This window comes from Xanthocytophaga flava, assembly GCF_030068545.1.
GTDB classification, from domain to species: domain Bacteria; phylum Bacteroidota; class Bacteroidia; order Cytophagales; family 172606-1; genus Xanthocytophaga; species Xanthocytophaga flava.
Genome location: NZ_JASJOR010000027.1, coordinates 49,254 through 73,993, shown reverse-complemented (window position 1 = coordinate 73,993; position 24,740 = coordinate 49,254). Strand labels below are relative to the sequence as shown.

The window sequence follows — 24,740 nt, the reverse complement described above, 5'->3', positions numbered from 1 at the left end:
TAATATACAAAAACTGAGGTTTTGTGGACCTCAGTTTTTGTTATCATGGCTAGTATCCGGGATTTTGAGGGAACTCATTTACAGTCAGGTTAATCTGACTTTGAGGAATAGGTCGTAATGTATGACGTTCCTGAATATTGGCAGCACCTTCCGGATTGTAAAGTTTTACCCTTTCAATCAGTTTACCAGTTCTGACCAGATCAAACCATCTGTGCTGTTCACCACACAGTTCACGGCTTCTTTCATCCAGGATAAAGTCTAGTGTGACAACGTTTGGATCTGTGATGGTCATAGCTGTGATGGCTGCACTGTTATCTTTACCAGGTCTGTACGCTGCACGTTGTCTCAACACGTTAAGGTATGTAACCGCATCCTCTTTATTTCCCATCATAAGTGCAGCTTCAGCTGCGATCAGGTATGTTTCAGAAAATTTATGAACCATAAATGCACGTGTGGAAGAGTAGTTAACTGCTGCACGTTTGGTATCGTCAAATTTTTTCATGTGAGGATACATACCCTTTGTATAGTCGCTAGGCGCATAAATACGGTATTTTTTTGCTGCACGTTCTGCATCTGTTACCGCCCGGCCTGGCATGTAAAATGCTGTATCTCCCATACTCATGCCTGCGGGTAATCTGGAGGCATCAGAGGTATTGGCAAACCATACAGTGCGGAATGTGTTATCATAACGGGAATCGTTGGTTTTATCTGCAAAGGCAGTATTTAGCAACCAACTGGTAGGGGCAAATCGTCTCCAGGGACGTTGGTAGTTCATGTCTCTGATTACAGGCGATTTACCACCAACAGTTTGTATTTCGTAGTATGGTGTGAAAAGATACAAACTGCGATTTTCTTTCAGACCACTGGCAGGAGCATTGACATCACTCTCATTGAAAACCAGGTCACTGGTGTGTTCTACTGTAAAGATTGATTCAGAGCTGTGTTCCTGACCTTGTTTGTTTACATCTCCAAAATCCTGTAGCAGATTAAGACCATATACAGATTTATTGTCTATAAGTTCTTTAGCTGTTTCAAATGCTCTCTGATAATCATCAGATTGTTTGGCTACAGATCCTGCTCTTGTCAGGTATACTTTTGCCAGCAGATGTTTGGCTGCAGCTTTGGATGCTCTACCCGTTTGAAAGGGTTTATCCGGCAAATTTGTAGCCGCAGCCGTCAGATCAGTGATAATAGCTGCATATACATCACCAACAGGACTCCGTTCAGACTGACTGGTTGGATTGGTATTGAACTTCAGTACTCCGGAGCCCAGATCTAATGGAACCGCACCATACGTTTGTACCAGCAGAAAATAGTAGTGTGCACGCAGATATTGAGCTTCTGCAATCAGTCTGGTTCTGGTGGCTGCATCCAGATTCGCTTCCGGACCGAAGTCAATCACGCCATTACAGGTATTGATATAGGTAAAGTTATTGTTCCAGGGAGTCAGAAACTGACCATTGTCTGCACTTAAACCCGCATTGTATGCGTTGATACTTACCCCATCTGTATTGGCTCCGTCGCCTACCGAAAACTCATCTGTACCCGATACCGTAATGATCATAGACCCTTCCGGACCATATTGATACCGAAGGCCTGAGTACGCTGCCGTTACTCCTGCATCTATTCCTTGTGCTGTCTTGAAATAGGAGGGCACCAGAATAGATTTAGGTTCTTCGTCAAGTTTTCCATTGCATCCTGAAAGAAACAGGACTGTTGCAATATAGAATGCCGATAATTTTAGAAATGATTTCATAGAATATATAAATCTTATCTTTTTAGTATTTGATATTTAAGCCAATCATGAACCAACGGGACGGAGGCGTATTCGCTCCTACAGTCAACTGACGGCTTGGGATATTGGAATTGGCTACAACTCCTTGAGCTCCTGTTCCCGTTGCTTCCGGATCAACACCACCTGCCTTGATATAAGGAGAGAACAGGGTAGCTACGTTATTAACAGTCGCATAAATGCGTATAGAGCTGGCTGATATTTTCTTTAGCCAGTTTTGTGGCAGGTTGTATCCTAAATTTATGCTGCGGATTTTTACAAAAGTTGCATCAAAATAACCAAGTGTAGAACCATACAATGGGTTATCTCCAATCGCAGCATCTGGTTTTGGATAGGCATTGGTAGGGTTTTGCTCTGTCCAGTAATCTACTTTAATACCATTACGACGTCCCTGAAGCATATTCAAATAACTCTGGGGCTGATGGATGGCACTGATTAATTTACCTCCAATGCTGGCAAATGTAACTACTGAAAGATCAAATCCTTTGTAGCTGAAACGGTTGGTAAATCCACCCTGGAATTTAGGCTGGAAGTTGCCTAGGATAACTTTGTCATCTTCCGGTGTGATCTTGCCATCATTGTTCTGATCCTTTACTTTGATCTGACCTGGTTTTTGGCTGAACTTCGTTGCTGCATCTGCTTCATTGGTTTGCCAGATTCCTATTTTCTCATAATCGAAGATTACATTGATAGGCTGACCTACAAACCACAGATTACCCAAGTCTTTAGTTACACCAGAGTTTAATGCCAGAATTTTGTTTCTGTTAAAGAATATGTTCAGATCGGTAGACCAGTTAAATCCGTTTTCTTTGATGATATTTTGAGTAGATACACTGAACTCTATCCCTTTATTTTCTGTCTTACCTACGTTTTTCAGATAAGCCCCTGGTACGCCACTGGTAGGAGGCAAGCTGGTATTCAACAGAATGTCTTCCGTTCTTTGGCGGTATACTTCAAATGATCCCGTGATACGGCCATTCAGGAAGCCATAATCCAAGCCAATATTAACAGTTTTGGTATATTCCCAGCCTAAGTCAGGGTTAGGTAATGTAGACGTATAATATCCATAGGCATTTGTACTACCAAAATTGTATTTATTCTGAGACAAACTTCCCAACGTTTGGAATGGATTAATTGCCTGATTGGATGTTTGTCCCAAACCTGCTCTCAGTTTTAACGTAGAGAGAAAACGAATATCTTTCATGAAAGACTCGTTGGTGATATTCCACCCTGCACTCACTGCCGGATAAGCATGCCATTTGTTACCTGCTGCCAACACAGAGGAGCCATCCAGACGTCCGGTAACTGTTAGTAAGTAGCGATCATCATAACTGTAATTGATACGACCCATGTAGGATAAAATTACCCTTTTGGAATATCCCTGGTTGTCTGAAGAAACAATAGCTGTTGAATTAGACAACCCCAGGTTATAGTACTGAATATAGTCAGCAACAAGATCCGTAGCACTGATACGTGTATTGTTTGATTCTGATTGCTGGATACTATAGAGTCCGGTTACTCCGAAGCGGTGTTTTTCTGCAATGGTTTTATCATACGTTAACAGGTTTTCTATAGTATAATTATAGGCTGATCCATTATCTACTGTTGCTGTCGAAGTGGTTCCATTATTCATTGGAGTAAATTTACCAGCATAAGAACCATACTGATCCTGTCTGTAATCCAAACCTATATTGAGACGGTATTTCAACCCTTCCAGGATCTCTACTTCTCCATATAAGCTGTTAAACGTACGTATTCTTTTGCGTCTCTCTGCCCAACTATCTTTGTTGTTAAGCAACAATGGACTATACTGATCTTCTCTTGGATATGATGGCTGATTGATGGTTGCTCCATTTGCATCATATGCAGGAACCAATGGACTGGTAGAAAGGATAGAATACATAGCACCTACACTTTCACCGTCTGTAATACCAAATGTGTTCATGGTATTAAATCCAATTTTTACTCGTTTTCCTATTTTTTGATCAATCGTCATCCGAAGAGAATAACGTTGAAAAGCCTGGCCTGGTAATACTGCTGTTTCTTTATAATAGCCTCCACCAAAAGAATATTGTGTATTTTCAGTACCACCACCTACAGACAGTTCATGATTCATTACCTTTCCATTCTTGTACAATAAATCCTGCCAGTCTGTAGAGCGACCCATACTGATGGACTCTAACTCAACAGGCAAATACGGAGCACCAGCTGCTACACCATATCCAGATACATCCCGCATTTTCTGAAACTCTTCTGCATTGAACAGACGGTACTTACGAGCAACAGTGGTTACACCCTGATACCCATTATAGGATACTACAGGTTTTCCAGCTTGTCCACGTTGGGTAGTGATGATGATAACTCCGTTCGCACCCCGAGAACCGTAAATGGCAGTTGCTGAGGCGTCTTTCAGGATTTCCAGCGACTTAATATCGGAAGGATTCAGGTCATTGATACTACCGTCATACGGAATACCATCCACAACCAGCAAAGGATCGTTTGAGCCACCAAGAGAGCGTTCTCCCCGTACACGGATCTGTCCAACGCTGCCTGGTCGGGTTCCGGTTGGCTGGATTTGCAAACCAGCAGCTCTTCCCTGCAATGCCTGGCTCAGGTTAGCTGCAGGTACTTCGCGTAATGTCTTTTCATTTACAGAGACAATGGCACCTGTCACATCTGATTTTTTCTGGGTACCATACCCTACTACAACTACCTCTGTAAGAGAAGTAATATCTGGTAGCAACTGGACATCAATAGTTGATCTGCCATTTAATGAAGTTTCTTCGGAGATATATCCGATAAAACTAAAGACCAGTACTGCATCGGGATTCGATACTGAAAGTGTGTAACGGCCTTCTGAATTGGTAACAGTACCATTGTTTGTACCCTTGATGAGTACACTAACCCCTGGTAGTTCGCCACCTTTGTCATCAGTGACTTTTCCGGTTATAGATTTTGCTTGTGCATTAGCCTGTGTTATACCTATAAGAAGCATAATTGCTGCAATGATCATATACTTCCATCCGAAGCATACAGGTAAGATACGGATTTCGGGTAAAATTGATTTTTTCATAAATAAATGAGGATAGATGGGTGCCACTACATAAAATCGAATTTAAATTTCTGAATAATTTCGATAATTGCAATCGATTGCATAAAAACTTTTTTCACTTAAATATTACTTAGTTGTATATTTCATAGTGCGATATATTCATTTATTATAGAAAATTTATTTGTAATGGTACTTTATTGGGAAAAAATAAATTGTCACAAAGACGTATAATAATTGATTTTTATTGTTGTTTTGCAATCGGTTGCATTTGAATATCCCATTCTATATATTCGCTAACAGTATTTTTAGTATAGCAATAGTATATTAGCTTCCTAATGCAATCAAAAAGAGTGATTTATGGAAAAAGAAATAACGATATATGATATTGCCAAACAGTTAAATATCTCACCTGCCACGGTGAGTAGAGCCTTAAATGACCATCCGGCTATTAACAATACTACCAAAAGCCTCATAGCTAGTACCGCCAGAGAAATGGGATATCGAATTAACCCATTTGCGAGTTCTCTTCGGAAAAAGCGTACAAATACACTGGGTGTGATTGTGCCCCGGTTAAACAGCTATTTTATGTCAACAGTCTTGGCAGGAATGGAAAAAGAAGCCAATGAAGCATCCTACAATCTGATTATTAGCCAGTCGATGGAATCCTTTAAGAAAGAGATAACCAATGCCAGAACTATGTTTGATAGTCGGGTTGATGGATTATTGGTATCTCTGGCATTTGATACTGAAGATCTGGAACATTTTGAGCCTTTTCTAAAGCGAAATATACCCTTGTTGTTTTTTGACAGGGTTATGTCCCATAATCAGTCTACCAGTATCATTATAGACAATGTAAGGGCAGGTTATGAAGTTACCAGCCATCTGATTAGTCAAGGTAGTCAGCGGATTATGCACGTTACAGGAAGTCTGAAACGAAATGTATACGCCGACCGCCTCAAAGGTTATCAGCAGGCACTGTCAGAGGCTGGAATAGCCTATGATGATTCTTTAGTAAAAGTGACTGATTTAGGTATGGATACTGGTCAATGGGTTGTGCAACAAATACAGGAAATGTCTATGACACCTGATGGACTTTTTGTGGCTAATGATTTTTGTGCTGTCAGTTGTATGAGTGCTTTAAAGCGGGCAGGTTATGCTGTTCCTCAAGATGTAGCTGTAGCAGGATTCAATAATGATCCATTGTCACAGGTTGTAGAGCCTAACCTGACTACTATACACTATCCGGGATATGAAATGGGAGAAATAGCTGTCAAAAGCCTGATTAGTCATTTGAATGGTGTCTCTGCCAGTCATGCTACCAATACTATCATTTTACGATCCGAACTTATTGTTCGGGAATCTTCTCTACGGCTTTCATCAAAGTAAGTAATGCTTCTATCTCATTCATATACTATAAAATATCAGATTGTATGTTTTCGATGAATCAAAAAGTGATTGTTATTACAGGAGGGACAGGGATTTTGGGAGGTTCCTTTGTAAAGGGAGTCTGTGAAGCAGGTGGAACAGCAGTTATACTAGGCCGAAATCAGGTGGAGGGTGATGATCGGGTACGTCAGGTAAAGGAAGCAGGAGGTGAAGCCTTATTTATTCAGGCAGATGTACTCAATGAAAGCGATCTGCAGAAAGCCTGTGATCAGGTTTTAAGTACTTATGGCAAGATTAACGGTTTGGTAAATGCCGCCGGCGGTAATATTCCCGAAGCCGTGATTGGACCAGATGCGGATATTTTTACAATAGATATACCCGCCCTGCGAAAGGCATTTGATCTGAACCTGTTCGGTACCATCTTACCTACTACCATTTTTGGAAAAGCGATTGCTGCTGGAAATGAAAAAGGCAGTATTGTAAATATCTCCTCAATGGCTGCACAAACAGCTATTACCCGTGTATTGGGTTATTCTATGGCTAAAGCGGCTATCGACAATTTTACCCGCTGGATGGCTGTTGAGTTAGCCAACCGGTACGGTGACAAGATTCGTATGAATGCAATTGCACCAGGTTTCTTTATTACACACCAGAATCGTCGGTTACTGACTAACGAAGATGGTTCGTATACTAGTCGGGGAGATGCCGTAATTCGGAGCACGCCTTATAAACGGTTTGGAGAGCCAGACGAGTTAATTGGAACGTTATTATGGTTGCTTGGAGACGGAACCGGATTTGTAACGGGTGAAGTAATTTGTGTGGATGGTGGCTTTCATGTATTCTCAGGGGTGTAATACGTATACCTCACTATCTTTTCACACTAGTATATAACTGTTAAAATATGAGAATGAGACAAACATGGCGCTGGTTTGGTCCTAATGATCCTGTAAGCTTGCAGGATGTACGACAGACTGGAGCACAGGGAATCGTAACTGCCCTTCACCATATTCCGCATGGGGAAGTATGGACAGTGGATGAAATCAAAAAACGTCAGGAAGAAATACAGGCAGGGGGATTGAGCTGGGATGTGGTAGAAAGTGTAACCATACACGAATCCATTAAAACCCGGACAGGTAATTATCAGCAATACATTGATCTTTACAAGCAAAGTCTGCGAAATTTGGGTGAATGTGGGTTAAAAATTGTGACATATAATTTTATGCCTGTCAATGACTGGACCCGTACAGATTTGGACTACAAAATGCCTGACAAATCAAAGGCCTTGTATTTCAACTGGTTTGACCTGGCTGTCTTTGATATTCATTTATTGAAGCGTAAAAATGCCTCTGATTCATATCCTGAAGCTGTTGTACAGGAGGCTGAAAAACGTTTTAAACAATATACTTCTACTCAGCTTGAGCAACTGGCTGGTATTGTGATGTTTGGAATTCCGGGTGAAAAGAAACAAACCCTGGATCAGATGCGGGCTAAGCTGGATTGGTATAAGGATATAGATCATGCAGCGTTGCGGGAAAATCTGAAGTACTTTTTACAGGAAGTAGCTCCTGTAGCAGAAGAGGTAGGTATTAAGCTGGCCATTCATCCTGACGATCCTCCTTTTGATATTCTGGGATTACCTCGTATTGTAAGTAAAGCCGACGATCTGGAATACATTCTGTCTGCTGTTCCTGACAAAAGCAATGGAATCTGTTTCTGTACAGGATCACTGGGTGCGAACCCTCAGAATAACCTGCCAGAAATGGCCAAAAAAGTTGGGACGAGAATCCACTTTGTTCATTTACGCAATGTAACCAAAGATGAATATGGGAATTTTTATGAAGATGATCATTTAGGTGGAGATGTAGATATGTATGCTGTAATGAAAGAGATCTTGACTATTCAGCAACAAGTGGCTGAACCTATTCCTTTCCGTCCGGATCATGGTCACCAGATGATGGATGATATGGCCAAAGTAACCAATCCGGGATATTCTTGTATTGGCCGTATGCGTGGACTAGCCGAATTACGTGGTTTGGAACTAGGTATTTGTCGTGCTGAAGGTTGGTAAGCCTGTGTCGTTTTATTATTTCTGAAACTGCTTTTTCAACATTGCCAGATATGAAATTATTCTCTATAAATACACTATTACTACTGTTTGTTCTTATATCCTTTTCTTCTTCGGGGTATGCAGAAGATGGCTATCGATTATGGCTACGATATGACAAGCTGGCTGATCCTGCAAAAGTAGCTGCTTATCGAAATGCTGTAAGTCAGATTGTGCTGGATGGGCAGTCTGAAACCATACAGGCTGCCAGAGAAGAACTGACTCTTGGATTAAAAGGATTACTGGGAACAGATGTTTCATTTGTGAATCAGGCAACAAAGGAGGGAACATTAATTGTTGGTACCCCCTCTACTTCAAAACTGATTGCTTCTCTAAACCTGAAAAACCAGTTGGCAACAATAGGTAATGAAGGATTTATCATCCAACGTACAAAGGTAGGCACAACACAGAATATAGTCATTGCTGCCAACACAGATGTTGGAGTCTTGTATGGTGTTTTTCATTTTCTGCGACTGATACAAACCCAGCAAGACATAAGTTCAGTGAATAGTGTCAATACTCCAAAAATCAATCACCGGATTCTGAATCACTGGGATAATCTGAACCGGACAGTTGAGAGAGGCTATGCAGGAGCTTCTTTATGGGACTGGCATAAACTGCCTGATTATACATCTCCGCGCTATAAGGATTATGCCAGAGCCAATGCATCTGTTGGAATCAATGGAACGGTATTGACGAATGTAAACGCCAATGCTTTAATTCTGACACCCCAATACCTGGAAAAAGTAGCTGCTTTAGCGAACATCTTTCGGCCATATGGCATTCGGGTTTATCTGACAGCCCGTTTCAGTGCACCGGTTGAAATGGGTGGTTTGAAAACAGCTGATCCATTAGATCCACAGGTAATTGCATGGTGGAAACAGAAGACAGAAGAAATCTATACCTATGTTCCTGACTTTGGAGGTTTTCTGGTAAAAGCGAATTCAGAAGGCCAGCCCGGACCACAGAATTATGGACGTACACATGCGGATGGTGCCAATATGCTGGCTGATGCTGTTGGTCCAAAAGGCGGAATTGTGATGTGGAGAGCTTTTGTATATGATAACAAAGTTCCTGACGATAGAGCCAAGCAGGCTTATACAGAATTTAAACCATTGGATGGTACTTTCCGGAAAAACGTATTAGTACAGGTAAAGAATGGTGCGGTTGACTTTCAGCCTCGTGAACCTTTTCATCCATTGTTTGGTGCCATGCCCAGAACTCCTATGATGATGGAATTTCAGATTACACAGGAATACCTAGGGTTTGCTACGCATATGGTATTTCTGGCCTCGTTATTTAAAGAGACTTTGTATGCAGATACCTATGCAAAGGGCAAAGGGTCTGAAGTGGCAAAGGTGATTGATGGATCATTGGACAAACACGAATTAACAGGTATTGCTGGAGTGGCTAATATAGGTGATGAACGCAACTGGTGTGGACATCCCTTCGGACAAGCCAACTGGTATGCCTTTGGACGATTGGCCTGGGATCATACATTGAGTGAGAGTCAGATTGCAGACGAATGGTTACGAATGACATTTAGCAATGATAACCGCTTTCTCAAACCTGTAAAGGAAATGATGCTTGCCTCTCGGGAAACGTTGGTGAATTATATGACTCCTCTCGGTTTGCATCATATTATGGGGTACAATCATCATTATGGTCCTGGTCCCTGGGTAAATCAGGCTAGCCGTCCTGACTGGAACTCTGTATATTATCATAAAGCTGATTCTATTGGAGTAGGTTTTGATCGTACTACAAAAGGAAGTGATGCTGTAAGTCAGTATTTTCCTCCGGTTCGGGATATGTTTAACTCCACTCAAACCTGTCCGGAAAAGTTTCTGCTCTGGTTCCATCACGTGCCTTGGGATTACAAAACACAATCCGGACGAATACTCTGGGATGAACTCTGTTATCGGTATTATAGTGGCGCTAAATCCGTACAGCAAATGCAGCAGACCTGGAATACCCTACAACCAATGATTGATGCTGAACGCTTTGTACATGTAAAAGACCTGCTTAAGGTGCAGGAGAAAGAAGCCCGTTGGTGGAGAGATGCCTGTGTGTTGTATTTTCAAAGCTTTTCGAAACGACCTATTCCCTCAGATCTGGAGAAACCTCCTTATCCACTTGAACATTATGTAAAGATCAAACACTTATTTGTTCCTGGAATCTAATCTGAACTCAAAACAAAAGCGGTATCCATTTATCTTGGATACCGCTTTTTGTTTTGAATGTTTATATGTATCAGTAACTACTTATTTATTTGAGATCATTGGCATTGATCTCCTGTTTCCATTTCTCATTTCCTTTTACATCATGAATATGGATAATCATTTTGCGATCAGTCTTGGGACCTTTAAACTCAATGATAGCAAAGTTACGTTCTGCTACCAACGTATTAGGAACAGCTACTGTATTGGGTTCATTTTTTGGCTCGTGACTACTGGAAGTAAGAGGTGATACTGTAATATCATACAATGGATAACGACCCGGCCTATCCAGTTTAGACAATACCGTATGATGGCGGTCTCCATCCAGAAATACCACTCCCGGAATTTTTGCTTCACTGATGGCATTCAGTAATTTCTCTCTTTCCGTTCCATAATCTGTATAATTTTCTTCCAGTTCTGCTGTATTTAATACTTGTCCACCTATCACAATGACTTTAAAAGCAGCTCTACTATAAATTAAGGCATCTATCAGCCATTGGAATTGCTCCTGACCTAACATGGTTCTATCTCCCAGCCGATTGCGATCCGGAGTACGGAAATATCGGTTGTCAAGCAGAAAAAACTGCACATCATTCCACTGAAATGTCCCTGTGATACCACCTTTGTTTCCCAGTACATAATTGGGATTAGCCCAGAAGTCCTTAAACGCCTCCAGTGTGAGTTCTTTATTGGCAAAGCCACGGTCTGAGTTATCAGGTCCAAAATCATGATCATCCCAGATCGCATAGTTATGAGTTGATCCCAGCAGAGGCTGAATTTCGGGTGTACTACGTGTATGTGTATAGCGATGATAAACACCTGTACGAGAGTTCCAGTCTACTTCCCGCAGATACACATTATCACCCAGCCATAACATGAAATCTGGCTTTTGTTTGGCTATCGAAGTAAAGATCTCATATTCGCCACCATAGGGTTTTCCCGGACGATCTACTTCTGGTTCATTAATATACACACAGCTTCCTGTTGCGAATTTAAAATCCGGTGCATCCGTTCGCCACTGCCAGAGAAATTGTGTTTGAAACTCTAGCGGATACGGACGATCTACCTTTTTGTTATTGATGTATAACTCATACTCGTATCGTTTGCCTGGTTGAACTTTGTTGGCAATTAAATGTGTAGAAAAGGCTTTTTGAGATGTTGTGCGTACTTTATCTGTCTCAAACCGGGAACCGGGTTTCCCTTTTTCAAAGTAAACAATTTTGACTTCTGCCGTCTGTGTAGTTTGTACCCACAAGGCGACTTCCAGAAAGTCTGAATATCCTACCATCGGACCTGACTGTAATAGGGTACTTTGTGCGAAAGCCTGGAGGTAGAAAAATGTAAATAAAGAAAGAATGTAATATTTTTTCATGGTGTCTTGTAGTTTGTGGCGGGCAAATTACAGAAAAGACATGAAGGTGATTGGTTAAGTTTATATTAAATCTTATACTACTAGACAATTTAAGTAAGGGATAAAAAAAATAGAGTCAAAAAGGAGAAATTTGTAGTGGCTAAACAAACAAAAAGCTCCCCATGACTCTACTATCCAAACTTAGTCGATTGAAAGGAAAATATCATCAATCCACCTTAAAAAATGTCGAACTACTACTGGCCGGTTTACTTTCGGCCCGCAGTGTGAGTTTGTATAAAATCAAAGATGAACTCTCAACGTTGACGGGGAAAACGGACCTATCCCGTCATACACATTACAAACGCTTGCTTCGCATCTTTGAACGCTATGGATCAACCCGCTTGTTTATCGATTTGCTTTTGTGGGCAACAGGTCTGGTGATAGGCAAAGTCGAGCATTTTTTTTGGATTCTACCGAATGGAAGATTGGTCAGTATCCCTTACACGTACTGGTGCTGGCGGCCAACGTAAAAGGTATAGCTGTTCCGGTGTATTTTCGCATTTATACCCATAAAGGCGTATTGAGTGAAAAAGAACGTATCGGTTTTATTCGCAAAAGCCTGTCGGTAATTGATTTAAGGGATAAACTTTTGATTGCAGACCGGGAGTTTATCGGCAAAGACTGGTTTGATTTTCTGAGTAAAAACCGGATTGACTTTCTGATTCGTTTACGAAAAGGAATCTATCAGCAATGGGTTGACTTGGAGTGCAAACAATACGAGAAATTACAAAAAAGGGCCTTGAAGAAAGCCTATGCACAAGCACAGTTTACCTTGGAAAAGCAGCCATACCGATTAGAAGTGTATCGAAATGAAAATCAAAGTGAAAAAGAACCATTGCTATATCTGTTGACCAATCGGCTCAAGGAAAAACGAACCGGAAAACAGTATGGTAAGCGCTGGAAAATCGAGTATTGTTTCAAGCACTTAAACGAGTATTGTTTCAAGCACTTAAAGACGAATGGTTTTAATCTGCAACAGGTAGCCTTTCAGGATACAAACAAGATCCGGTTGCTAATCAGTTTTGTGATTGTGGCTTATATTCTAGCCATTGAGCAAGGTATCCTGCAAGAGAAACAAAACCCGGTTCGACACATTCGCTTTGCTAATGGCAAGAAGTATAGATCTGTTTCTATTTTTCGTGATGGACTACAAAAACTCAAAGAAAAGCTAACTTACTTAGTCGATTTTAGGACCTACTTATTTAAACTTACCCCTAAAGAAACGACTATTCTTAAAATTGTCTAGTAGTATAATTAAATCTATAACCAACCCTTTATGAAGTTAGCATCCAAAGATCAGCAGTTTCTTTATTTCTGTACTTTGGATGCTGCCCAGAATATTGCATTCCGTAACAAAGTTGTATACGCCTGATTAGTAAATAAAGCAGGATCATGTCCCATGAATATATAGATATTTCTGGCCTTCACATGTTCATTTGTCCATACAACCGGATGATCACCCATTTTGATGGTTGAATTGGGATTGTAACTATTTTCATTTACACTTGCCAGTACCCGTACATTTTTTCGTGGACTTACACTGTAGGTATACCACTCATCTTTGGTAATATGAAAGGTTTTGGGAACATTTTTCATACAAGGGTGTCTGGTCTCTTCCACTTTAACATCTGCAGCCGCAAAATCAGCGATATATCCTGTAAATCGGATGTCTCCCATAAACTGAGAAAACCATGGCCACATTGTATACCCATTAAAATCTCCCAACAATGTAGCATGGTGTACACCTACCCACCCTCCACTGCCTGTAGTGATATATTTCTCAAAAGCAGCTTTGGCCTGATCACTCCAGCCATAGGGAGGGAAATTTAATTGAATAAACAATTGGTATCTGGACAGAAAATCGTCTGTTATACTATCCGGATTCTCAATATAGTCGATAGTTAGGCTACTGTCAGTAGCCAGTTGATGCAGCCAGATTTTAGCTGCATCAACATAAGGCCGATGCTGTTCATGCAATTCTGCCAGAACAACGACCCGAAGTTTTGTTTGTTTCTGGCTCCATGCTGGTATGTGACAAAGAAGGCAGATAGTCAATAGAAAACAATAGAACCTCATACTAGTTTAAGATAGAATTAAAAATGTTAAGGGATAGATACTGCCAGCAAATACCAGGCCGCATGAGGTAACCATTGTTCTGCCCAACGCCAGTCATAGTCTTTGCCTGTTTTCGCATAAGACAGATTAAACTCAATATCATTTTCATTCTCTAGACCTGAGGTAATTCCGTTTACGATGCCACCAGGGGCATTGGTATACTCAAACGTACCGAAAAATCCGTAAGCAGGATTATTGTGACCAGTTCCTTGAAGCATACACGCATCGTAGGGATTTAGACCCAATATCCAGTTTAGCTGATCTACAGCAAACTGTTGCAGTGTGTTTTGAAATTGTTTGTCTTCTGTAAAGAGTGGACTTGCTAAGCGGGCTGCGGCTGCCATAGATCCCAATCGGGCGTTTTCGCCTTGCCACCATGGAGAGGCTTCACTACCATGTGGAAAGAAAAAAGTACTTCGTCTGATACCAGCAGTATCCTGTACCAGTTGGCGACTATAACCAAACGGATTCGTAACTTCTCGGGTAATTGCCAGTTCAAATGTGAGAGAACGTTTGATTGCCTGTTTAATAGTAGCTTGCATAGCTGGAGTAGCTATCTGAGAATAGTAAACCAGGCTGGCAATAGGTAATCCTGCATCAGAAGGATGAAAGAACGGACGATCTTTGGCATCGGCACTCCAGTAATCCTGGTAGTTTTTCCAGCGACTGAGTCTGTTGATTAATTGTTGGGCTCTCTTTTCTGCCGCTTTTTTATAAACATCCTTTTTAGTGGTTTTGTAGAGTTCAGTTGCTGCACATAAGGCTGTATAGTCATCCACTATATTTTCTTTACCATCATTAGTCATAAGCACATTATCTGTTTCCAGAAATGCAAATGCTTCTTCAGCTGCTTTCAGGTAATCTTTATTTGTGTAGTCGCCTGATGTATCGTATCGGGCTGCAATCGCTAATGCTGCGATAGAAAGTCCACCCCCTGACCGATAGCTGGTTTGGTAGGTGCGCCAGTCTCTTCCGGCTACACTGGTAGTAAATGATTGGTCTTTATTTTGTTTGATGCGATAGTTACTCTCTTCTGCACGAATCACCCGATCCTGAGGCAATTTACCTGGGCCGGGAGCAGATACAGATCTGTAGAAAGACCCTTTCTGTGGATGCATACGGGTAAGATAGTCAGCGCCATACATAGCTTCATCCAGTAATCTTCTGTTGTATTGACGGAAATCTGTTCCTTTGCGCTGAACCAGCAGTTCATATGTTTTGAGTAGACTCCATACAGTGAGTGAAATCTGCTGAGGATTGAAATAGGAAGAGAATGACAAATGAGATAGATGCTTACCATAATCACCACTGGCATCATACCAGCCACCATGTGCATCAATGGTTCGTTCAGTGGCACCTGACAGTGCCAGATGATGATCAGCCTTATCCAACAGGCCTGAGGCTCGTTGTCCTTTAAAATAGTAGATCACATCGGATATAGTGGCTTGCTCAAGGATATTCTTACCAATCTTGAATGGATAGGAAATGACTGACTTACCAGGCAAAGATACCTGTAACAAATAGGTGCCATTGGTTGAATAGTCACTAAAGTCTATTGTCCAGAAAATCCAGTTTTTCCATTTGTCAGCAGGTCCGCTGAATACTGGCTTACCAGAATAGGCTACGCTGCCATTTGCCTGGTTTACTAACTGAAAGCTTTCCGGAGAAATCTGTGTATCAGCAAGTAATACAGCTCTCTTTGGTTTGTTTTCCTCATAGCCAACATGATTGGTTAATACTTTGCTGATTTGAGAGTAGAGTAGACTAGGGATTAAAACTACTAAAGAGCAAAGTAGAACTTTGCTAGTATTCAAAATTTGCATGCTATAAAAGGTTGAATGGGTTATAAAGTCTGGCAACTAAATAATAAAAAAAAATCACAAATTGGAGGAAATAAAAAAAAAATTGTGAAATGCCGTGAAGTCTAATCCAATTTTGCTAAACTTGTGATTAGATTATTGGAAGGATTTATAAGACTATAAGACGAAACAAAATGTAGAGTAGGTTCACTTTCTGGTTATCTGACGAATAACATAACCCAATCCCAAAACGGAGATAAGTGTTAAACCTGCCAAACCTATACGCCAGGTAAGACCTTGATTAGGATGTTCAAGTAAGATACTGAGTTGATACGCCTGAGTACCTGCCCAGACAGAAAGGATGGTCCGGGGAAGCATTCCCCAGAAACTACCCCATAAGAAAGGGCGAATAGGAATCTTTACCAGAGAAAAGACAGCATTCATCACGGCAAAAGGCAAAATAGGTGACAGACGGGAAAAGATAATCACTTGAAGAGAACCTTGCTGGAGTTTGGAGATAAAAGCGTTGACGCTTGGCCGTTTGGAAAGAAATTGAAGCAGCGAACCATTATCAAGAAGCCCTATTGCCTGATAACCCATCCAGGATGCAAACAGATAGCTGAAACAGAGAGGAAGAAGAGCTGGCCATCCAAGTAAATAACCACTCAGAAGTGCAATAAGAGTGGTTGGAGTCAACGCAAAGGTCATTGTAAAAGCTGTAACGAAGAAGAATAAAACCCATTCAACATAACCAAACTGGCTGATAGTACTCTGATTCTTTATTACCAGATAAGTTACTAAAGAACTGCCAATCAATGGCAATAAACCCAGTGTAACAGAATAACTAAGGGCTAGAATGCTTTGTTTGGATAAAGGAGGCATAGATTGATTTTACAGACAAAGCAAAGGTAGAATGGTTTACATATTATAAAATAGAATCTTTTAAAGATTTTATTCCATTAATTTCGGACTAAAATAGTATCTTTTCGGTGTAAAGATATTTTTGTCCACTTAACACCCGTTACTGAATGCAAACCAAAGCAGCTACTGAAAGATCAAAGATCTGGAGTGTCATTACAGCCTCATCTGTAGGAACACTCATTGAGTGGTATGACTTCTATATTTTCGGAAGTCTTGCTACTATTCTTTCTGAGCAATTCTTTCCAAAAGACAATCCAACAGCAGCATTTCTTTCTACACTGGCAACTTTTGCAGCAGGTTTTGTTGTGAGACCTTTTGGTGCATTGGTTTTCGGACGGCTGGGTGACATTGTAGGACGAAAGTATACTTTTCTGCTTACACTGGTCCTTATGGGTGGTTCAACCTTTGCTATAGGATTAATACCAGGCTATGCCAGCATAGGTGTGTTTGCACCTTTATTAGTTCTATTGCTGCGATTGATTCAGGGATTGGCTTTGGGAGGTGAATACGGAGGCGCTGCTACCTATGTGGCAGAGCATTCTCCTGCTCATAGACGTGGCTATTTTACCAGCTTTATCCAGACGACAGCTACACTCGGACTCTTTGTTTCGTTAGGTGTGATTCTGGGTGTGAAAAACTCTATGGGGGCTGCTGATTTTGCCAGTTGGGGATGGCGTATTCCTTTTATTCTTTCCATTTTTCTGGTGGCTATTTCTATTTATATCCGTATGAAAATGGAAGAGTCTCCTTTGTTTGCCAAAGCGAAAGCAGAAGGAAAAACTTCTTCCAATCCACTAAAGGAAAGCTTCACCAAAAAAGGAAATTTGAAAATGGTGTTACTGGCCTTGTTTGGTGCTACTGCCGGACAAGGTGTTATCTGGTACACAGGCCAGTTTTATGCCATGTCCTTCATTGAAAAAAATTGTGCAATTAGTTTTGATCAGACTCGGTACATTACGGCTATTGCGTTGATTATAGGGACTCCGTTTTTCATTCTGTTTGGTGCCTGGTCTGATAAAATCGGGCGTAAGGCCATTATGATGGTAGGTATGTTCTTGGCTATTCTTGCTTATCAACCTATTTATCACAAAATGTATGAGTTAGCAGATATAAAAATGAAACAGGAAATACCATCACAGAAAGCCATAGAGACTCAAAGTGATATAAGTACAGGCATTGCTACTACAACTATTACTCATACCTATACAGATGGCACCCTGTTAAAGGAGACAAAGAAGGAAAAGCTTAATCCCACTGCAACTGATAAACCTGAAATCAAGCAAGAGAAAGTGCTGGCAACAGGTGGTTTCTGGATGATGGTCTTTTTAGTGGCCGTGCAAGTGATTTTTGTAACCATGGTATATGGACCTATTGCAGCCTTTCTGGTTGAGTTGTTTCCTACACGCATCCGATATACATCCATGTCACTGCCTTATCATATTGGGAATGGCATCTTTGGTGGATTAACTCCATTCATTGCGACATTTTTATACGAAAGTTCAAAAACACAAACTAATCCTGCCGGAGATCCATTTGCCGGACTTTGGTATCCAATTGGTGTTGCCGCAGTGTGTGTGGTGATTGGGACATTGTATGTATCCGGGAAATTTCAGGACATGGAGCATTAACTACTATAAATCTATAAAACTCTGATTATGAATATACTTAAAAAGTTGTTGGGTTTCCTCTGGCTGGCAGGAGGTATTGCCGGTATTGGCTACCTGCCCTTTCATGCGGCACAGAAAATAGCAGAAGGAAAACAGGAAGACATTGTTTTCTGGAGTATTATGGTATTCATCTTTATCCCAATCCTTTTGGGATTCTCGTTGTTTGGCTGGTACGCCATCAAGGGTGAGTATGAAGAATTGTAACAGTTATGTATAGTTCTCGGAAATATCAAATAAGATACATCAGATTGATTTGAAGATTTCTTGTGTATCAGTACCTGAATCAGAGATGAGACAGGCATTTAACTAAATGTATTGCTTACCTATTATTTTTAATCATGTTACCTAAAATTAACACTCTTAGTGGCTATCTGTATGAATATCAGAAAAGTGTAGCCAATCCTGAAGCGTTCTGGGAGAATATTGCAGAGAATTTTTACTGGCACAAGAAATGGGACAAAGTGCTGGAATGGGATCGGGACGGACATAATGTGCAATGGTTTGTCAATGGAAAACTGAATATTACTGAAAATATATTTGAGAAGAATCTGTTTATCCTGGGAGATAAACCTGCCATTATCTGGGAACCCAATAATCCGGATGAGCCAACCGTAACGTTGACATACAAGCAATTACATGAGAAGGTTTGTCAGTTTGCCAATGTGTTATTGCAAAATGGTGTTAAAAAGGGAGATCGGGTATGTATCTATCTTCCAATGGTTCCGGAAGCTGCCATTGCTATGCTGGCTTGTGCTCGTGTTGGAGCTATTCACTCTGTAGTGTTTGCAGGTTTTTCTGCTAGTTCACTGGCTGATCGGATCAATGACGCGGAGGTGAAGATTGTATTGACTTCAGATGGAAACTTCAGAGGCGCAAAGTCTATTCCCGTAAAAGCAGTGGTAGATGAGGCACTGGAATCTTGTCCGTTGGTGGAAAAGGTGATCGTATTGAAGCGGACCAGCATAGAAGTAACTATGAAGCCTGGACGTGATATCTGGTGGCATGATGCCATCCGTGGCGTGTCGACAGAAAACAAGGCGCAGGAAATGGACTCAGAAGACATGTTGTTTATATTGTATACATCCGGTTCTACCGGAAAGCCTAAGGGTGTTGTGCATACTACAGGTGGTTACATGGTGTATACAGCATATAGCTTCGCCAACGTATTTCAATACAATATCAATGATATTTATTTTTGCACTGCTGATGTAGGCTGGATTACCGGACACTCTTACATTGTGTATGGACCTTTGTTGAATGGAGCAACTGCTGTAATGTTTGAGGGCGTTCCTAATCACCCGGGTGTAGATCGTTTCTGGCAGATCATTGAAAAACACAAAGTTACCCATTTCTATACTGCACCTACAGCGATTCGGTCATTGATGGGGTATGGAACAGAGCCTATCGAACGACATAACCTCAGTTCCCTGAAAGTATTGGGATCTGTAGGTGAGCCTATCAATGAAGAAGCATGGCACTGGTATCATACACATGTTGGGAAAGGAAACTGCCCAATTGTGGATACCTGGTGGCAGACAGAGACTGGTGGTATTATGATATCGCCAATAGCAGGGGTAACCCCAACCAAGCCTGCCTATGCCACATTACCGCTTCCGGGCGTACAGGTTATAATTGTAGATAATGAAGGAAATGAATTGAAAGGAAACAATGTAGAAGGGAATCTATGTATTAAGTTTCCTTGGCCGTCAATGATCCGTACTACGTATGGAGATCATGAACGGTGCGTGAATACGTATTTTTCATCCTTTAAAGGCTTATATTTTACAGGAGACGGTGTAAAACGCGATGCAGACGGATACTATCGTATCCTGGGACGTGTAGATGATGTAATCAACGTATCCGGACACCGCTTGGGAACGGCTGAAGTAGAGAATGCAATCAACTCTCACCCGTTGGTAATCGAATCGGCTGTTGTAGGGTTTCCACATGAAGTAAAAGGGCAAGGTATTTATGCCTATGTGGTGCTGGATGCTGCAAGTAAAAACCATGATCCTGAAAAGATCAAGGCAAGTTTGCTGGCTGCTGCGACCAAGGTAATCGGACCAATTGCCAAACCTGACAAAATTCAACTGGTAACAGGTCTTCCTAAAACACGTTCAGGTAAGATCATGCGTCGTATTCTTCGTAAGATTGCCGAAGGAGATGCTACCAGCTTAGGAGATACTTCTACTCTGCTTGATCCGGGAGTTGTGAAAGAAATCATAGAAGGGGCGCTGGTTCCTGTAAAAGTATAAGATTTTCTTACCTGATACTTCTATTGACAGGCGCAACTCATGTTGCGCCTTTTTTGATTAGTTATGTAGATTACCTATTGTTGAATACTGCCCTGTGTATCACTTTTTCATCTTTATAGCTATATTTTCTATGGTTTCACTAGTAAGTATATTGGATCAACAACTAAAGAATTCACGTACTGGCTTTTACAGGAAATTAAATTTTCCACTTACCACAAAAGAGATTCATGAAATAGAGGAACAATATGGTATAGTCTTACCGGAAGATCTAAAAGCACTTTATCTCTGGAAGAATGGACAAGCAAATGATTGTTATGAATCGTTTGTTAATAATTCAGTATTTCTGTCGTTGCAGGATGCATTGGAAATTGCGACTGAAATGACATCACTGATTGGGACAGAGTTTGATAGTGAAAACTGGTGGAATAAAGACTGGATACCTGTTTTTCACAATGGAGGCGGAGATTATATCTGTTATGATCTGGGTGGAACCTTTACCGGCAGAAAAGGACAGTTGATAGAATTCTGGCATGCTGACAACGACAGAAATGTAATTGCTCCTGATCTGTCTAATTTTATTGGCATGTTGAATCGGTACTATCAGACACATAATCCCAATACACTGGATGAGTATATTGAGTTGGACAATATACCTGGCTATCCCGAAAACTTTATGGTATAGCCTTATTTTTTGCTGCTATAATGGAACCTGTTTCTATTTTACGCTGTATCTTCCTGCATGAATGATTTCCTTTCCTTGCGAATTAAGGCTATCAGGTTAGAAACTGCTGATACCAAAACTTTTATCTTTGAGACTCTGGATCAAACACCTGTTGCATATCAGGCTGGACAGTTTTTGACTTTTCTGATTCAACACAACGGTCATGAAGTGCGTCGATCCTATTCACTAAGTTCATCGCCTGATGTAGACGAACCATTGACTGTAACTATTAAACGTGTTGTGAATGGGGAAATCTCCCGGTATATACTGGATACCTGGAAAGTAGGGGATATTATACAGTCTTTGTACCCAGCAGGACGTTTTACTATAAAACCAGAAGAAAATCATTCCCGGGATATTATTCTGATAGGTGCTGGCAGTGGCATTACACCATTGTATTCTCTGATCAAGACTATACAAATACGCGAACCCCATAGTCGTATTACTTTGATCTACGCTAATCACAATGCGACATCTACTATTTTTAGAGACGAATTGGAGAAGATTGCTTTATCTACAGCAAAACAACTCAGGTGTATTCATATTTGGGCATTACCAGAAGAAGGCAAAATAGTGAATCTTGCTTCTAATGCAATACAATATATCAAAGGGAGAAGACTTAACAATGCATTGCTTGAAAAGCTGATTCAGGAAAACGTAACAGGTGATCTGGACAAAGCGTTGTTTTATCTATGTGGGCCTGTTCCTGTTATGCGAATGGCACATATCACACTACGATTTATGGGCTATGGTGTCCATCAGATCCGACAGGAACATTTTGTTATAACTCCCTTAACAACCAGAGAAGATAATGTAGTTACTGTTTCCGGTGCACCTGCATCTGTAAAGATAAAGTACCGTTCAAAGGATTTTGCACTTTTAGTACCTCTAGAAGAAAATATTCTACAGGCTGCTCTGAAACAAGGCATCCAGTTACCGTACAGTTGTAGGGGCGGACGGTGCTCTACCTGTGTAGCGCGTTGCCTGAAAGGAAAAGTGCATATGTCTATCAATGAAGTGCTTACTGATCAAGATATGGAAGAGGGTTGGGTGCTGACTTGTACCGGTTATCCGGAAACAGACGAGGTCGAGCTATCATTTGAATGAAGTTTAGAAAAGGGATAAAATAAAACCGCCCCGAAATTCAGGGCGGCTTATAAAAAGACAGGAAAATCAAGCAATTTGTAGTCGACTAAAACATTGGTCTAAGACTGCCGCATATACCTGGCCATATTTCTCATAGCACCAGGCCTTAAGTGTTTGTACTTCTTCTTTTAATAGGTTAGATACTGCTTTCCGAAGTTCTTTTTCGAATAAGCGCCGGTCAAAACTGACCTTGTCCAGAATCGTTTTTGCGTATTCCAACATAGCATTAAATAGTTAGTTTGAAACACCTGCAAACGACATACGCTCCACCAGAAACCAATCTCAGTCGTGCGGAAAGGATAGCTTTCTGTGCAATTATGGTATATATGGCAGAACGAACGTTCATGGGTGCATTGATAGATGAAGAAGTTTGAAAAATAATGTGTAAGATGCGATTATAAATTTAATAACTTTTTGAATATATAAAGTGCTAGTTTTTAAAAATTTAATCTTCTTACACTATTAATAACTTTAAAGTTACATAACGTTTACCTCACCATATTATTGAGTGAACCGATTGCAAATATATATAACTTTTCAAGTTAAAAATATGTATTAACTAATATTTTTTCTTTTTAAACCATACATTCCTGATAAATGCCTCAAACAACGATTCTGATGGGTTTTTACATTAAGCTTTATACATAACTGTCGGATTATTAGGCTGCTACCTTTTTGAAACTTTAATTTTTTTCTGTAATATAATGTAAGATTTCCTGACTATTCTGAACATTTCAGTATATATCTATTTTTTCTTGCACAGACAGAAAATGACCAACTGTGCATCTTTAATTCATGAACGGATTTGCTGACTGTCTGCAATAAATTCATACTCTCTATATTCAGTATTGCAAAAGACCTGTTACTTTTGCAGTATGCAAGATCGTTATATGCAGCGCGGTGTATCGGCATCCAAAGAAGATGTTCATGCCGCCATCAAAAACATTGATAAAGGAATTTTTCCGAAGGCTTTTTGTAAAATCATTCCCGATATGCTGGCTGGTGATTCCGACTGGTGTAACATTATGCATGCAGACGGTGCAGGGACCAAATCTTCACTAGCTTATCTTTACTGGAGAGAGACAGGTGATTTATCTGTCTGGAAAGGTATCGCACAGGATGCTGTGGTTATGAATACGGATGATTTACTTTGTGTAGGAGTTACAGATAATATTTTATTGTCATCTACTATTGGCCGGAACAAAAATCTGATTCCCGGAGAAGTCATTGCTGCTATTATTAATGGTACAGAAGAGGTACTTCAGATGTTGCGTGATCAGGGAATGGGAATTTACAGCACTGGAGGAGAAACTGCTGATGTAGGTGATCTTGTACGAACAATTATTGTAGATAGTACCGTTACAGCTCGAATGCGCAGATCTGATGTAATCAGCAATGACCGGATTGTGGCAGGAGATGTAATAGTAGGACTAGCTTCTTCAGGCAAAGCTACTTATGAGACGGAATATAACGGAGGTATGGGGAGTAATGGACTAACCTCTGCACGTCATGACGTATTCTCCAAGTATGTTGCCAATAAGTATCCCGAGAGTTATGATACTAGTCTGAATACAGATATTGTATATTCAGGTAGCCGGATGTTAACAGACCCAATAGCTGTAAGTTATTATGATACAACAGGGCAGATAGTAGAGAAGAATATTGATGCAGGACGCCTTGTGTTATCTCCAACACGTACGTATGCACCTGTTATTCATTCTATATTAAAACAACTGCGTCAACAAATACATGGTATGGTGCATTGTAGTGGTGGGGCACAAACCAAAATATTGCATTTTGTAGAAGGTCTGCATATTATTAAAGATAATTTGTTTGACACACCTCCATTGTTTCAGCTTATTCAACGGGAAAGTGGAACGTCCTGGCAGGAGATGTATAAAGTATTTAATATGGGACATCGTATGGAATTATACCTGCCAGAAGCCTATGCGCAGGAGGTAATAGAGATTTCACGCAGTTTTAACATTGATGCACAGATTGTTGGTAGGGTAGAAGCTGCACCACACAATAAACTTACCATTTCAGGCCCTTATGGTAATTTCTTTTATAGTTGATAAAAGATAGTATTATTCTCAATAAAGGTCAGCCTTTTTTAAGAATATACTCACCTGCCTTTTACTATTATTTTTTCATA

The 24,740-nt window shown here is 40.6% G+C and carries 19 protein-coding genes; 12 read left to right on the top strand and 7 right to left on the bottom strand.

What is annotated here, in order from left to right; all coding sequences use genetic code 11:
• Nucleotides 1-49 precede the first annotated feature (49 nt).
• Both QNI15_RS29595 and QNI15_RS29590 read right to left on the bottom strand, forming a co-directional pair.
• Nucleotides 50-1,756 (bottom strand): RagB/SusD family nutrient uptake outer membrane protein, encoded by a 1,707-nt coding sequence (locus QNI15_RS29595; protein WP_314035267.1) that lies wholly within the window; start codon nucleotides 1,754-1,756, stop codon nucleotides 50-52.
• 22 nt (nucleotides 1,757-1,778) lie between these two features.
• Nucleotides 1,779-4,865 carry a SusC/RagA family TonB-linked outer membrane protein gene (locus QNI15_RS29590; protein ID WP_314035264.1) on the bottom strand — a complete coding sequence of 1,029 codons (3,087 nt, stop codon included), beginning with the start codon at nucleotides 4,863-4,865 and terminating at the stop codon, nucleotides 1,779-1,781.
• 336 nt (nucleotides 4,866-5,201) lie between these two features.
• Between QNI15_RS29590 and QNI15_RS29585 the strand changes: the two genes are divergently transcribed.
• From QNI15_RS29585 to QNI15_RS29570, 4 genes are read left to right on the top strand one after another with little or no spacing between them, the layout of a single operon-like run.
• Complete coding sequence (locus QNI15_RS29585; RefSeq protein ID WP_314035262.1) at nucleotides 5,202-6,230, top strand: LacI family DNA-binding transcriptional regulator; 1,029 nt, start codon at nucleotides 5,202-5,204, stop codon at nucleotides 6,228-6,230.
• Nucleotides 6,231-6,274: 44 nt separating this feature from the next.
• The gene (locus QNI15_RS29580; protein ID WP_314035260.1) at nucleotides 6,275-7,084 is read left to right on the top strand and encodes an SDR family oxidoreductase; all 810 of its coding nucleotides are present in this window, start codon (nucleotides 6,275-6,277) and stop codon (nucleotides 7,082-7,084) included.
• A gap of 53 nt (nucleotides 7,085-7,137) precedes the next feature.
• Nucleotides 7,138-8,298 (top strand): mannonate dehydratase, encoded by a 1,161-nt coding sequence (gene uxuA, locus QNI15_RS29575; RefSeq protein ID WP_314035258.1) that lies wholly within the window; start codon nucleotides 7,138-7,140, stop codon nucleotides 8,296-8,298.
• Between the two features lie 50 nt (nucleotides 8,299-8,348).
• Nucleotides 8,349-10,514, top strand: coding sequence for an alpha-glucuronidase family glycosyl hydrolase (locus QNI15_RS29570; protein WP_314035256.1), 2,166 nt, complete (start codon nucleotides 8,349-8,351; stop codon nucleotides 10,512-10,514).
• 85 nt (nucleotides 10,515-10,599) lie between these two features.
• Here the strand turns inward: QNI15_RS29570 and QNI15_RS29565 are convergent, their stop codons facing one another.
• Nucleotides 10,600-11,922: an alkaline phosphatase D family protein gene (locus QNI15_RS29565; RefSeq protein WP_314035254.1), complete on the bottom strand. Its 1,323-nt coding sequence runs from the start codon at nucleotides 11,920-11,922 to the stop codon at nucleotides 10,600-10,602.
• Between the two features lie 161 nt (nucleotides 11,923-12,083).
• Between QNI15_RS29565 and QNI15_RS29560 the strand changes: the two genes are divergently transcribed.
• Together QNI15_RS29560 and QNI15_RS29555 are read left to right on the top strand one after the other, a co-directional pair.
• On the top strand, nucleotides 12,084-12,431 hold the full coding sequence (locus tag QNI15_RS29560) for a hypothetical protein (protein WP_314003087.1): 348 nt from the start codon (nucleotides 12,084-12,086) through the stop codon (nucleotides 12,429-12,431).
• On the top strand, nucleotides 12,365-13,207 hold the full coding sequence (locus QNI15_RS29555) for a transposase (protein WP_314035252.1): 843 nt from the start codon (nucleotides 12,365-12,367) through the stop codon (nucleotides 13,205-13,207). The genes QNI15_RS29560 and QNI15_RS29555 overlap by 67 nt, the downstream gene beginning before the upstream one ends.
• 62 nt (nucleotides 13,208-13,269) lie before the next feature.
• Here the strand turns inward: QNI15_RS29555 and QNI15_RS29550 are convergent, their stop codons facing one another.
• From QNI15_RS29550 to QNI15_RS29540, 3 genes are all read right to left on the bottom strand, one after another.
• Nucleotides 13,270-14,037, bottom strand: coding sequence for a ThuA domain-containing protein (locus tag QNI15_RS29550; protein ID WP_314035250.1), 768 nt, complete (start codon nucleotides 14,035-14,037; stop codon nucleotides 13,270-13,272).
• Nucleotides 14,038-14,063: 26 nt separating this feature from the next.
• The gene (locus QNI15_RS29545; RefSeq protein WP_314035248.1) at nucleotides 14,064-15,899 is read right to left on the bottom strand and encodes a glycoside hydrolase family 9 protein; all 1,836 of its coding nucleotides are present in this window, start codon (nucleotides 15,897-15,899) and stop codon (nucleotides 14,064-14,066) included.
• Between the two features lie 183 nt (nucleotides 15,900-16,082).
• Nucleotides 16,083-16,757 carry a TVP38/TMEM64 family protein gene (locus QNI15_RS29540; protein WP_313994121.1) on the bottom strand — a complete coding sequence of 225 codons (675 nt, stop codon included), beginning with the start codon at nucleotides 16,755-16,757 and terminating at the stop codon, nucleotides 16,083-16,085.
• Between the two features lie 146 nt (nucleotides 16,758-16,903).
• Here QNI15_RS29540 and QNI15_RS29535 point away from each other — a divergent pair, with 146 nt between their 5' ends.
• From QNI15_RS29535 to QNI15_RS29515, 5 genes are all read left to right on the top strand, one after another.
• Nucleotides 16,904-18,424, top strand: a complete 1,521-nt coding sequence (locus QNI15_RS29535) for an MFS transporter (RefSeq protein ID WP_314035246.1) — start codon at nucleotides 16,904-16,906, stop codon at nucleotides 18,422-18,424.
• A gap of 27 nt (nucleotides 18,425-18,451) precedes the next feature.
• A complete protein-coding gene (locus tag QNI15_RS29530; RefSeq protein ID WP_313975661.1) occupies nucleotides 18,452-18,667 on the top strand; it encodes a DUF6814 family protein in 216 nt (71 codons plus the stop codon).
• A 134-nt stretch (nucleotides 18,668-18,801) separates the two neighbouring features.
• Entirely contained in the window at nucleotides 18,802-20,718 is a 1,917-nt protein-coding gene (acs, locus tag QNI15_RS29525) for an acetate--CoA ligase (RefSeq protein ID WP_313994116.1), read from the top strand.
• A 130-nt stretch (nucleotides 20,719-20,848) separates the two neighbouring features.
• The gene (locus tag QNI15_RS29520; RefSeq protein ID WP_313994113.1) at nucleotides 20,849-21,400 is read left to right on the top strand and encodes an SMI1/KNR4 family protein; all 552 of its coding nucleotides are present in this window, start codon (nucleotides 20,849-20,851) and stop codon (nucleotides 21,398-21,400) included.
• A gap of 57 nt (nucleotides 21,401-21,457) precedes the next feature.
• Entirely contained in the window at nucleotides 21,458-22,546 is a 1,089-nt protein-coding gene (locus tag QNI15_RS29515; RefSeq protein ID WP_313994110.1) for a ferredoxin--NADP reductase, read from the top strand.
• Nucleotides 22,547-22,612: 66 nt separating this feature from the next.
• Here the strand turns inward: QNI15_RS29515 and QNI15_RS29510 are convergent, their stop codons facing one another.
• On the bottom strand, nucleotides 22,613-22,807 hold the full coding sequence (locus QNI15_RS29510; RefSeq protein WP_313975653.1) for a hypothetical protein: 195 nt from the start codon (nucleotides 22,805-22,807) through the stop codon (nucleotides 22,613-22,615).
• Between the two features lie 653 nt (nucleotides 22,808-23,460).
• Here QNI15_RS29510 and QNI15_RS29505 point away from each other — a divergent pair.
• Nucleotides 23,461-24,660, top strand: a complete 1,200-nt coding sequence (locus tag QNI15_RS29505) for an AIR synthase related protein (RefSeq protein WP_314035244.1) — start codon at nucleotides 23,461-23,463, stop codon at nucleotides 24,658-24,660.
• The last annotated feature ends 80 nt before the right edge of the window (nucleotides 24,661-24,740 follow it).